This window comes from Curtobacterium sp. USHLN213 (assembly GCF_037144815.1).
In the GTDB taxonomy this organism is placed as follows: domain Bacteria; phylum Actinomycetota; class Actinomycetes; order Actinomycetales; family Microbacteriaceae; genus Curtobacterium.
The window spans coordinates 103197-114690 of sequence record NZ_JBBCYQ010000008.1; the positions used below are offsets into that span (position 1 = coordinate 103197).

The following is an 11494-nucleotide window of genomic DNA, read 5'->3' on the forward strand; positions in this document are numbered from 1 at the left end:
CCCCGAGCGGTACCCTGTGGAGAAGATGACGGACACCACGAACCGAGACGCAGAGACCACCGACGACAGCGCTGCTGGTGTCGTCGAGCGGGTCCTGCGCAACGCCGACTCCCGCGCGAGCTCCTCGATCTTCGCCCCCGCGCAGGCGATCCAGACCCGATCGGTCGACGACCACGCCTGGACGGGCGACGGCGACCAGTACGACCGCGAAGACCGGGCTGCCCTCCGCCGTGTCGGCGGCCTCTCCACCGAACTCGAGGACGTCACCGAGGTCGAGTACCGGCAGCTCCGGCTCGAGCAGGTCGTCCTGATCGGCGTGTACCCGCACGGCGACGCCTCGGACGCCGAGAACTCCCTGCGTGAGCTCGCCGCCCTCGCCGAGACCGCGGGTGCCGTGGTGCTCGACGGGCTCCTGCAGCGCCGGCCGAACCCCGACCCCTCCACGTACCTCGGCAAGGGCAAGGCCGAAGAGCTCGCGATGGTCGTCAAGGCCACCGGCGCCGACACGGTCATCGCCGACACCGAACTCGCCCCGTCCCAGCGCCGCGCGCTCGAGGACGTGGTGAAGGTCAAGGTGATCGACCGGACGGCCGTGATCCTCGACATCTTCAGCCAGCACGCCAAGAGCCGCGAGGGCAAGGCGCAGGTCGAGCTCGCCCAGCTCGAGTACCTCCTGCCGCGACTCCGCGGGTGGGGTGAGTCGATGTCCCGCCAGGCCGGTGGCCAGGTGTCCGGCGGTGCGGGCATGGGTTCGCGTGGTCCCGGTGAGACGAAGATCGAGCTCGACCGTCGTCGCATCCACACCCGGATGTCCAAGCTCCGTCGCCAGATCGCCGGGTTCCGCCCCGCGCGCGAGGCGAAGCGGGCCGACCGACACCGCAACGACGTCCCGAGCGTCGCGATCGCCGGCTACACCAACGCGGGCAAGTCCTCGCTGCTGAACCGGCTGACGAGCGCCGGCGTGCTCGTCCAGAACCAGCTCTTCGCGACGCTGGACGCCACGGTCCGCCGGACCGAGAGCGCGAAGGGCCGCGAGTTCACCTTCGTCGACACCGTCGGCTTCGTGCGCAACCTGCCGCACCAGCTCGTCGAGGCATTCCGCTCCACCCTCGAAGAGGTCGGCGAGGCCGACGTCATCGTGCACGTGGTCGACGGCTCGCACCCCGACCCGGCCGCCCAGCTGGCGACCGTGCGCGAGGTCATCGGCGACGTCGGCGCCCGCGAGATCCCCGAGATCGTCGCCTTCAACAAGGCCGACCTCATCGACGAGTCGCAGCGGCTCGTGCTCGTCGGCCTCGTGCCGGACGCGGTGTTCGTCTCGGCGCGCACGGGCGAGGGCATCCAGGACCTCCTCGACGTGATCGAGGCCCGTCTCCCCGAACCCGACGTCGAGCTCACCGTGGTGGTCCCGTACGACCGCGGTGACCTGGTGTCGTCGCTGCACGACGCGGGTGCGGTCGAGACCGTCGACTACGTCGAGGACGGCACGCGCCTGCGGGTGCGCGTGTTCCAGCGGCAGGTCGCGGAGCTCGACCCGTTCGTGGTCGCGCCCGTCGCGTCCTGAGGCGCGCCCTGCGCTGACGCGCGGCGTGCGGTCGTGCGGCGTGCTGTCGCGCGCGGTGCGGTCGCTCGGCGTGCGGTCCAGGAGGCGCGGCGCACGCCCGCCCCGCACCCACCGCGGCTGCGCGGTTCCGTTCGGCGCCGCACAACGAAAGCCGGTTCGAACCACGTCATCGTGTGGTTCGAACCGGCTTTGGTTGCGCTCAGCGCAGAGGCACGCGGCGCCTGCGCCGTCAGATCGAGCGGAGGACCGCCACGACCTTGCCGAGCACGGTGGCGGCGTCGCCGAGGATCGGCTCGAACGCGGTGTTGCGGGGGAGCAGCCACGTGTGGCCGTCCCGCTGGCGGAAGACCTTCACGGTCGCTTCCTCGTCGAGCATGGCGGCGACGATGTCACCGTTCTCGGCCGTCTGCTGCGACCGGACGACCACCCAGTCGCCGTCGCAGATCGCGGCGTCGATCATCGACTCGCCCACGACCTTGAGCATGAAGAGGTCACCCGTGCCGACGAGCTGCCGGGGGAGCGGCACGATCTCGTCGACGTGCTGCTCGGCCGTGATCGGCACACCGGCGGCGATCCGACCGACGAGCGGGACGAGCGTCGTCGCGTCGACGTCCGGGCCCTCGACGTCGGGGGTCGGCTCGTCGACGAGGACCTCGAGCGCGCGGGGGCGGTTCGGGTCGCGGCGGATCCACCCGCCGAGCTCGAGCTGGCCGAGCTGGTGCGAGACGCTCGACAGCGAGGACAAGCCCGCGGCGTCACCGATCTCGCGCATGCTCGGCGGGTAGCCCCGGCTGGCGATCGACGCACGGATCGCGTCGAGGATCGCCTGCTGCTTCGCGGTCAGCGGCTTCTGGCCCCGCAGTTCGTCCGCCACGTCGTCTCGCCCTTCGTCGGTGCCGGGGCCGTGCCCGCGGGAATGTCGGTGGTGCCCGCTTGACTTGTCCCAGTCGATCGAAACAGTATCCGACCGGTCATCGCCGGACAAACACCTGTTCGAGCGTGTCGGCAGAAAACCCCCCAGAAATCTCCGCGCAGGACTTGTGCGGCTCGTCATTCGAAACTATGTTCGGTACAGGACTTCGGTTCACCCGAACGGGAAGGCAAGAACGACATGAGCACCATCGCCATCGCTGACATCCAGCGCACCGCGCCCGCCGTGCGTACGCGCCTGCGCCTCACGCGTCGCGGCCGGGTCGTCCTGACGACGCTCGCCGCGATCCCGCTGCTGATCGGTGTGGCACTCGCCATGCTGAACGGCGGACAGGCATCGGCCGGCAACACCGAGTCGCACGCCCACTTCGAGACCGTGACCATCCAGCCAGGCGAGACGCTCTGGCAGCTGGCGGAAGAGACCGCCCCGAACGCCGACCCGCGCGACTTCGTGCAGGACGTCGTTAGCCTGAACGCGCTCGACGGCTCCGGGCTGCAGGCCGGGCAGGAGATCTCGATCCCGGCGCAGTACACCGCCGCGCACTAGCACCGTCCGGACGGCCGGTAACCAGACCGTTCGGGCGGCCTACGATGGATCGGTGGCATTCACGCTCGAAGACCTCCCGATCCGAGACGACCTGCGCGGGCAGAGCCCGTACGGCGCCCCGCAGAAGCACGTGCGCGTGCAGCTCAACGTCAACGAGAACACGCATCCGGTGCCGGCCGACGTCGCCGAGGACATCGTGTCGTCGATCCGCCAGGCGCTGACGACCGTGAACCGCTACCCCGACCGTGAGTTCACCGAGCTGCGGCAGTCCCTCGCGGACTACCTCCAGCGCGACCTCGCGCCGGGGCAGGCGCTCGGTCCGGAGCAGATCTGGGCGGCCAACGGCTCGAACGAGGTGCTCCAGCAGCTGCTCCAGGCCTTCGGTGGGCCGGGCCGCACCGTGCTCGGGTTCCCTCCGACCTACTCGATGCACTCGATCCTCGCGTCGGGCACCGGCACGACCTGGATCCCGGCGCAGCGCGACGACGAGTTCCGCATCGCGCCCGAGACGGTGGTGGCCGCCATCCGTGAGCACCAGCCGGACATCGTGTTCCTCTGCGGGCCGAACAACCCCACGGGTACGCCGCTCCCGATCGAGACGATCGAGGCCGCCTACGCCGCGACCGACGGCATCGTGATGGTCGACGAGGCCTACGCCGAGTTCATGCCTGCCGACGCCCCGAGCGCACTCACCCTGTTGCCCGGGCGGGAGCGTCTCATCGTGTCCCGCACGATGAGCAAGGCGTTCGCGTTCGCCGGTGCCCGCGTGGGCTACATGGCCGCCCACCCGGCCGTCATCGACGCGATCCGACTCGTCCGGCTGCCGTACCACCTCTCCGCGCTGACCCAGGCGGCAGCGGTGGCGGCGCTCCGGCACGCCCCCGCGATGCTCGCGATGGTCGACGACATCACGCAGCAGCGCGATCGCATGGTGAACGAACTCCGGGCGATGGGCTACCGCACGTACGAGACGTGGTCGAACTTCGTCCTGTTCGGCGGCGTCGCCGACCCGCACGCCGCGTTCGAAGCGCTGCTCGAGCAGGACGTGATCGTGCGCGACCTCGGCATCCCGAACCACCTGCGGGTGAGCGCCGGCACGGAAGAGGAGACCACCGTGTTCCTCGACGCCATGCGCCGCGTCGCCGCTGATCAGCCGCCGGTTAGGGTTGCAGCATGACCGCGCGCACCGCCACGATCAGCCGGAGCACGAGCGAGTCGAGCATCGAACTCGACCTCGACCTCGACGGCACCGGCACGTCCGACATCTCGACGAGCGTGCCGTTCTTCGACCACATGCTGACGGCGTTCAGCAAGCACTCGCTCATCGACCTCCGCGTGCGGTCGACCGGCGACACCCACATCGACGTCCACCACACCGTCGAGGACACCGGCATCGTCCTCGGCCAGGCGCTCAAGCAGGCCCTCGGCGACCGTGCCGGCATCGGTCGGTACGGGGACGCCCTCGTGCCGCTCGACGAAGCGCTCGCCCAGGCCGTGGTCGACGTCTCCGGCCGGCCGTTCCTCGTGCATTCCGGCGAGCCCGCGGGCTTCGAGTTCCACCGGATCGGCGGCCACTTCACCGGCTCGATGGTCCGCCACGTGTTCGAGGCGATCACCTTCAACGCCGGCATCACGGTGCACGTCCGCGTGCTCGAGGGCCGCGACCCGCACCACATCGCCGAAGCCGAGTTCAAGGCGTTCGCCCGGGCGATGCGCACGGCGGTCGAACTCGACCCTCGCGTGGACGGCATCCCGTCCACCAAGGGCACGCTGTGACCGCCGGGGCGAAGCCGAACGTCGTCGTCCTCGACTACGGGTCGGGCAACGTCCACTCCGCCGCCAAGGCCCTCGAACGCGCCGGCGCCGACGTCACCCTGACGTCGGACAAGCAGGCGGCGCTCCGGGCCGACGGGCTGCTGGTCCCCGGCGTCGGGGCGTTCGGAGCCGTCGTCGAGCAGCTCGAGGGCGTCCGGGGCGGCGAGATCGTCGACCACCGTCTCGCCGGCGGCCGTCCGGTCCTCGGGATCTGCGTCGGCATGCAGGTGCTCTTCTCGCGCGGCATCGAGCGCGGTGCCGACGTCGAGGGCCTCGGTCAGTGGCCGGGCACGGTCGAGCAGATCCAGGCCGACGTCCTGCCCCACATGGGGTGGAACACGGTCGACGCTCCTGCGGACTCGGTGTTGTTCGAGGGTCTCCACGACGAGCGCTTCTACTTCGTGCACTCGTACGGCGTGACCGACTTCCCGCTCGAGGCGTACGGGCCGTTCCGCGCACCGCGCCTGACCTGGGCCGAGCACGGGCAGCGGTTCGTCGCCGCGGTCGAGAACGGTCCGCTCACCGCCACCCAGTTCCACCCCGAGAAGTCCGGCGAGCCGGGCATCCGACTGCTCCGCAACTGGGTGCAGTCGCTCTGAGACCCGCGGCGACACGTCGCGAACGACGACGCGCCCGACGACCCCCGCAACGAAGACAGGACCATGACCGAGCTCTCCACCACCCCGCCCCTCGTCCTGCTGCCCGCCGTGGACGTCGTCGACGGCCAGGCGGTGCGCCTCACCCAGGGCGAGGCCGGCAGCGAGACCTCCTACGGCGACCCGGTGTCGGCAGCCCGGACGTGGCGTGACCAGGGTGCCGAGTGGATCCACCTCGTCGACCTCGACGCGGCGTTCGGCCGCGGCGACAACCGGAAGGTCATCGCGCACGCCATCCGCGAGGTCGAGGGCGTCGCCGTCGAGCTCTCGGGCGGCATCCGCGACGACGCCTCGCTCGAGGCGGCCCTCGCGACCGGTGCCGCACGCGTGAACCTCGGCACCGCCGCGCTCGAGGACCCGGAGTGGGCGGCCCGCGTGATCCGGACGTACGGCGAGCAGATCGCCGTCGGGCTCGACGTGCGCGGCACGACGCTCGCGAGTCGGGGTTGGACGGAGGACGCCGGCGACCTGTGGGAGGTCCTCGACCGCCTCGAGGAAGCCGGCTGCGCCCGCTACGTCGTGACCGACGTGACGAAGGACGGCACGCTGCAGGGGCCGAACGTCGACCTCCTCCGCGAGGTCTGCGACCGCACCGACCAGCCCGTCGTGGCCTCCGGCGGGATCTCGACGCTCGACGACCTCCGTGCACTGCGTGCGCTCGTGCCGCACGGACTCGAGGGCGCGATCATCGGCAAGGCGCTCTACTCGGGGGCGTTCACGCTCCCGGCCGCGCTCGACATCGCCTCGGAGTAGGCGCGTGGCGGGCATCTCGAACGGTCGCGGCACCGGACCCGACGGGCCCGCGGGCGACGGGCACCCGGACGACGCGCACACCCCCGGTGGGGCGGCGGACTCCGCGGGCTTCGCCTGGGCCGGGCGCACGTTCGACCAGCACGACACGACGTTCGACGACGACGACGGTCTGGCCGACCCGGCCGTCGTCGCCGCGATCACGGCGCTGCCGGACGGGGGGTCGCAGCGGGTGGTCGTCGACGCGCTCCGCACCGCCCGGCTGCTCATCCCGCTCATCGCCGAGGCCGGAGACATCGGGCACACTGAGACCGGCAAGCTCGTCGACAAGACGCAGGAGCTCTCCATCGTGACGGTCGCCGGCCCGGACGGTCGCAGCGTCATGCCGGCCTTCACCTCGGTCGAGGCGATGCGATCCTGGGACGCGGACGCCCGACCGGTGCCGGCGGACTCGCGGCGGGTGGCCATGGCTGCGGCGAGCGAGGAGACCCAGCTCGTGGTCCTCGACCCGACGGCGCCGACCGAGTTCGTGCTCCGTCGCCCCGCGGTGTGGGCGATCGGGCAGGACCTGCCGTGGACGCCCTGCTTCGAGGACCCGGAAGTGGCGCGGGCCTTCGCCGACTCCGTCGTGGGGGAGCCTGCGGTGGCGCGGGTCGAGCTGGCCCCGGGGGACCCGCTCGGACGGTTCGCCGGTGCGGAACTGACGGTGGGGCTGGCGCTCCACCCCGGACTCGACCAGACGCAGGTGCAGGAGCTCGTGGGGCGCCTCCAGCAGCGCTGGACGGCGGACGCCGTCATCGCGGAACGCGTGGACAGCATGCGGGTGGCGCTGCGCCCAGCGTGAGTCGCGCCTCCTGGCCCCGACCTGCGGCGGTGCGGCCCGGCCCGGCGGTGCGGCCCGGCCCGGCGGTGCGGCCCGGCCCGGCGGCCGGTCGCCGGTACGATGACGGGGTGAGCACGAACCCGACGACCACCCCCGGAACCGGCGAGACCACCTACGGTCCGACCGGACGGCCCGTCCGGCAGTTCGCGGTGCCCGAGGAGCTCGACGGCCACGGTCCCGCTCGCATCATCGCGCTGTGCAACCAGAAGGGCGGCGTCGGCAAGACCACGACGTCGATCAACCTCGGCGCGGCGCTGGCGGAGTACGGGCGCAAGGTCCTCGCGGTGGACTTCGACCCGCAGGGCGCGCTGTCGGCCGGCCTCGGCGTGCGGACCCACGACATCCCCACCGTCTATGACCTGCTGATGGGGTCGATCAAGGACCCGAACCAGGTCATCCAGCCGACGAACACGCCCTACCTCGACGTGATCCCGGCGAACATCGACCTCTCCGCGGCCGAGGTGCACCTCGTGAACGAGGTCGCGCGCGAGCAGATCCTCGCGAGCGTGCTCCGGAAGGTCGCGAACGACTACGACGTGATCCTCGTCGACTGCCAGCCGTCGCTCGGGCTGCTGACCGTGAACGCCCTGACGGCGGCGCACGGCGTCCTCATCCCGCTCGAGTGCGAGTTCTTCGCCCTGCGTGGTGTGGCGCTGCTCATCGAGACGATCGACAAGGTGCGCGACCGCCTCAACCCGGCGCTGCAGCTCGACGGGATCCTCGCGACGATGTACGACTCGCGCACGCTGCACTCGCGCGAGGTCATGGAGCGCGTCGTGGACACCTTCGACGACCGCGTGCTCGACACCGTCATCGGCCGGACCGTGAAGTTCCCGGACGCCACGGTCTCGGCGCGGCCGATCACGCAGACCGCGCCGGACCACGCGGCCGCACACGCGTACCGGCAGCTCGCCAGGGAGCTCGTCGAGCGTGGCGCCGTCGCCTGACCCCGGACCTGCCGGGCAGCCGGCCCCCGTCGGCACGCAGACCGCGGCCGGCTTCCGGGTCCGGCTCCGCAACTTCGACGGCCCGTTCGACCTGCTCCTCTCGCTCATCACGAAGCACGAGCTCGACATCACCGAGGTCTCCCTCGGCGCCGTGACGGGCGAGTTCATCGAGTACGTGCGCCAGGCCGAGTCCCAGGACGAACTCGACGAGGCCAGCGAGTTCCTCGTCGTCGCCGCCACGCTGCTCGACCTCAAGATCGCCGGACTCCTGCCGCAGGGCGAGCTCGTCGACGCCGAGGACGTCGCCCTGCTCGAGGCCCGCGACCTCCTGTTCGCCCGACTGCTGCAGTACCGGGCGTTCAAGCAGGCCGCCGACTGGTTCGGCTCCCGCTGGCTGACCGAGTCCCGACGCCACGTGCGGAGCGTCCGGCTCGAGGAGCGGTTCCGTGCCCGGACCCCCGAGCTCGTCTGGACCCTGTCGGTGCAGGACTTCGCCGCGCTGGCGACCCTGGCGTTCGCGCCCCGGGAACTCCCGACGGTCGGACTCGACCACCTGCACGCTCCGCTCGTCAGCATCCGGGAGCAGGCCGCGATCGTCGTCTCGATCCTCCGCACGCGTGCCGACGAGGACGTCTCGTTCCGTGAACTGGTCGCCGGTGTCTCGGAGACGGGTATCGTGGTGGCTCGCTTCCTTGCGATCCTGGAGCTGTACCGGAACGCATCCATCTCGTTCGAACAGTTCGAACCGCTCGGGGAGCTGACGCTGCGCTGGACCGCCGAGGACTGGTCCGACGAGAGCCTCGCCAACCTGGGAGCCGACTATGACGGATGACGTGCACGACTCGTCCAGTGCCGAACCCGGCGGCGCCGACGAGATGGCCGACGCCCGCGCGATCGAGCGCGAGATCCACGAGGCGCACGAGCGTGCCGCCCGGCCGGAGATCCCCGTCGACCGACAGCTCGAGGCGATCCTGATGATCGCCGACGAACCCCAGTCGCTCGTGTCCCTCGGCGCGGCCGTGGGGGCTCCCGTCCCCGTCGTCAGGCAGGCCATCGAGCGTCTCGTGGCGGACTTCGACGGGGTCGACGGCACGATCCGCCGCGGGTTCGAACTCCGCGAGGTCGGCGGCGGCTGGCGCTTCTACGTCCGGCAGGACCTCGACGACGTCGTCGAGCAGTTCGTCGAGGCCGAACGCCCCTCCCGCCTGTCGCAGGCCGCGCTCGAGACCCTCGCGGTCGTCGCGTACAAGCAGCCGATCACCCGGTCGCAGATCGCCTCGATCCGCGCCGTCAACGTCGACGGCGTCGTCCGCACGCTCGTCGCGCGCGGCCTCATCGAGGAGTCGTTCACCGACGCCGAGACCGGCGCCATCAACTACGTCACGTCCGTTCTGCTCCTGCAGCAGCTCGGCATCAACTCGCTCGACGAGCTGCCGCTCATCTCGCCCCTCCTGGACGACGGTGCCGGCGGCTTCGAGCAGAACGAAGGGATCCCCGATGGCCGCGTATGAGGAAGAACGACGAGGCGGCCCACGGGGTGGCGCGGGCCGGGACGGCGCGGGTCGCCGGGACGGCGCAGGTCGTCGGGACGGCGCGGGTGGGCCTGGAGGCGCGTCACGCGACCGCACCGCCGGCTCCGGCCGTGCGGGTGGCCGGTCCGAGGGCGCTGGTCGCGACGAGCGCGGAGGCTACCGCGGGCGTGACGAGCGTCCTGCTTCCGGTGGGTACCGGGGCCGTGACGAGCGTCCGTCCTCTGGCGGTGGGTACCGGGGTCGTGACGACCGTGCGGGGTCCGGCCGGCGTGACGACGACCGCGGGGGCTACCGCGGCCGTGACGACCGTCCGTCGACTGGCGGCGGGTACCGCGGCCGTGAGGAGCGTCCGTCGTCCGGTGGTGGGTACCGGGGTCGTGACGACCGCCGTGATGCCCCGCGCCGTGACGATGACCGCGGCGGGTACCGCGGGCGCGACGAGCGTCCGGCCTCCGGTGGTGGGTACCGCGGGCGTGACGAGCGTCCGGCGTCCGGTGGCGGGTACCGGGGTCGTGACGACCGCCGTGATGCTCCGCGCCGTGACGATGACCGCGGTGGCTACCGCGGCCGTGACGAGCGTCCGGCGTCCGGCGGCGGGTACCGGGGTCGCGACGAGCGCGGGGGAGACCGGGGTCGGTTCGTCGGCCGCGAGGACGACCGCCGCGGCAGCGACCGCGGCGGGTTCAACCGCCGTGACGACGACCGCGGCGGGTACCGGGGTCGTGACGAGCGCCCCGCGTCCGGTGGGTACCGCGGCCGTGACGACCGGCGTGACGACCGTCGTGACGCTCCCCGACGCGACGACGACCGCCGCCGCGACCCGGCCCGCGAGGACCGCCGCGCCCCGGACGGCCGACCCAGCACGGTGTGGCACAACGGCCGACGCTACGTCGGCGGCACCACCACGGCGCGCAACGGCGACCGGCCCCGGAACACCGGCCCGCGCGGCGCCGACCGCCGGACCACCCCGCAGCCCGAGGGTGCCCGCGACCAGCAGGGCCAGCCGCTCGAGGGCACGCCCGAGCGCCCGATCATCCCGGACTGGGACGCGGCGGACGGGACGGCGACCGCCGGGGCCGCGCCGCGCCTCCAGGCAGAGGGGGAGCGCCTGCAGAAGGTGATCGCCGCTGCGGGCGTGGCATCTCGCCGCGTCGCGGAGAACCTGATCGTCGAGGGCCGCGTGACGGTCAACGGCGAGGTCGTCGACGCGCTCGGCCGGCGTGTCGATCCCGAGACCGACCAGATCGCGGTGGACGGCGTCCCGGTGCAGATCGACAGCTCGCGCCGCTACGTGCTGCTCAACAAGCCGACCGGCATGGTCTCCAGCCTGCAGGACGAGCGTGGACGTCGTGACCTGTCCGAGTACGTCGACCGGTACGAGGAGCGCCTGTTCAACGTCGGGCGGCTCGACACCGAGACGTCCGGGCTGCTCGTGCTGACGAACGACGGGGACCTCGCGCACGTCCTGGCGCACCCGTCGTTCGGGGTGACGAAGACGTACATCGCGAAGGTGCGCGGCAACGTGAACCCCGCGACGGTGCAGCGGCTGCTCGACGGTGTGGAGCTGGAGGACGGTCCGATCGCGGCCGACAAGGTCCGCCTGCTCGAGTCCTCGCGCGGGGAGTCGCTCGTCGAGATCACGCTGCACTCCGGTCGCAACCGGATCGTTCGCCGCATGCTCGACGAGGTCGACCACCCCGTCCTCGAACTGGTCCGGCGGTCGTTCGGGCCGCTGCACCTCGGGTCCCTGCCGATCGGCAAGACCCGGGAGCTGTCGACGGTCGAGCTCGGTTCGCTCCTCCGCATCGCCCGTGAGGCGAAGGGTTCTCCCCAGGCCTCGGACGGCGAAGAGTCCTCGGACTGACGATCG

General features: G+C 71.9%; 13 protein-coding genes. 11 read left to right on the forward strand and 2 right to left on the reverse strand.

Translation table 11 applies throughout. The features are described 5' to 3' along the window. Positions 1-25: 25 nt before the first annotated feature. Complete coding sequence (gene hflX / locus WFH25_RS12345; RefSeq protein WP_070419127.1) at positions 26-1564, forward strand: GTPase HflX; 1539 nt, start codon at positions 26-28, stop codon at positions 1562-1564. A 229-nt stretch (positions 1565-1793) separates the two neighbouring features. Here hflX and lexA read toward each other — a convergent pair whose 3' ends face one another. Continuing rightward, positions 1794-2438, reverse strand: a complete 645-nt coding sequence (gene lexA / locus WFH25_RS12350) for a transcriptional repressor LexA (RefSeq protein ID WP_070416502.1) — start codon at positions 2436-2438, stop codon at positions 1794-1796. Positions 2439-2675: 237 nt separating this feature from the next. Here lexA and WFH25_RS12355 point away from each other — a divergent pair, with 237 nt between their 5' ends. The 9 genes from WFH25_RS12355 (at position 2676) to scpB (ending at position 9603) form a co-directional block, all read left to right on the forward strand. Continuing rightward, complete coding sequence (locus WFH25_RS12355) at positions 2676-3041, forward strand: LysM peptidoglycan-binding domain-containing protein (protein WP_336697878.1); 366 nt, start codon at positions 2676-2678, stop codon at positions 3039-3041. A 52-nt stretch (positions 3042-3093) separates the two neighbouring features. Beyond that, positions 3094-4218: a histidinol-phosphate transaminase gene (locus WFH25_RS12360; RefSeq protein ID WP_336697880.1), complete on the forward strand. Its 1125-nt coding sequence runs from the start codon at positions 3094-3096 to the stop codon at positions 4216-4218. Beyond that, complete coding sequence (gene hisB / locus WFH25_RS12365; protein WP_336697882.1) at positions 4215-4817, forward strand: imidazoleglycerol-phosphate dehydratase HisB; 603 nt, start codon at positions 4215-4217, stop codon at positions 4815-4817. The genes WFH25_RS12360 and hisB overlap by 4 nt, the downstream gene beginning before the upstream one ends. Then, the gene (gene hisH / locus WFH25_RS12370) at positions 4814-5455 is read left to right on the forward strand and encodes an imidazole glycerol phosphate synthase subunit HisH (RefSeq protein ID WP_070416498.1); all 642 of its coding nucleotides are present in this window, start codon (positions 4814-4816) and stop codon (positions 5453-5455) included. Before hisB ends, hisH begins: the two co-directional genes overlap by 4 nt. A gap of 63 nt (positions 5456-5518) precedes the next feature. Next, positions 5519-6265 (forward strand): bifunctional 1-(5-phosphoribosyl)-5-((5-phosphoribosylamino)methylideneamino)imidazole-4-carboxamide isomerase/phosphoribosylanthranilate isomerase PriA, encoded by a 747-nt coding sequence (priA, locus tag WFH25_RS12375; RefSeq protein ID WP_071301666.1) that lies wholly within the window; start codon positions 5519-5521, stop codon positions 6263-6265. Positions 6266-6269: 4 nt separating this feature from the next. Further along, entirely contained in the window at positions 6270-7106 is an 837-nt protein-coding gene (locus WFH25_RS12380) for an SseB family protein (protein WP_336697883.1), read from the forward strand. Between the two features lie 107 nt (positions 7107-7213). Next, positions 7214-8092, forward strand: coding sequence for a ParA family protein (locus tag WFH25_RS12385; RefSeq protein WP_070416496.1), 879 nt, complete (start codon positions 7214-7216; stop codon positions 8090-8092). Next, positions 8076-8924 (forward strand): segregation and condensation protein A, encoded by an 849-nt coding sequence (locus WFH25_RS12390; protein ID WP_336697885.1) that lies wholly within the window; start codon positions 8076-8078, stop codon positions 8922-8924. The genes WFH25_RS12385 and WFH25_RS12390 overlap by 17 nt, the downstream gene beginning before the upstream one ends. Beyond that, complete coding sequence (gene scpB, locus WFH25_RS12395; protein WP_336697886.1) at positions 8914-9603, forward strand: SMC-Scp complex subunit ScpB; 690 nt, start codon at positions 8914-8916, stop codon at positions 9601-9603. Before WFH25_RS12390 ends, scpB begins: the two co-directional genes overlap by 11 nt. Positions 9604-9706: 103 nt before the next feature. Here scpB and WFH25_RS12400 read toward each other — a convergent pair whose 3' ends face one another. Beyond that, positions 9707-10498 (reverse strand): hypothetical protein, encoded by a 792-nt coding sequence (locus WFH25_RS12400; protein ID WP_336697887.1) that lies wholly within the window; start codon positions 10496-10498, stop codon positions 9707-9709. A gap of 234 nt (positions 10499-10732) precedes the next feature. Here WFH25_RS12400 and WFH25_RS12405 point away from each other — a divergent pair, with 234 nt between their 5' ends. Next, positions 10733-11488 carry a pseudouridine synthase gene (locus WFH25_RS12405; RefSeq protein ID WP_070419123.1) on the forward strand — a complete coding sequence of 252 codons (756 nt, stop codon included), beginning with the start codon at positions 10733-10735 and terminating at the stop codon, positions 11486-11488. Positions 11489-11494 lie beyond the last annotated feature (6 nt).

Coding starts and splice junctions, on each gene's coding strand:
- hflX (WP_070419127.1), top strand. CDS start 26: ATGACGGACACCACGAACCGAGACGCAGAGACCACCGACGACAGCGCT.
- WFH25_RS12355 (WP_336697878.1), top strand. CDS start 2,676: ATGAGCACCATCGCCATCGCTGACATCCAGCGCACCGCGCCCGCCGTG.
- hisB (WP_336697882.1), top strand. CDS start 4,215: ATGACCGCGCGCACCGCCACGATCAGCCGGAGCACGAGCGAGTCGAGC.
- priA (WP_071301666.1), top strand. CDS start 5,519: ATGACCGAGCTCTCCACCACCCCGCCCCTCGTCCTGCTGCCCGCCGTG.
- scpB (WP_336697886.1), top strand. CDS start 8,914: ATGACGGATGACGTGCACGACTCGTCCAGTGCCGAACCCGGCGGCGCC.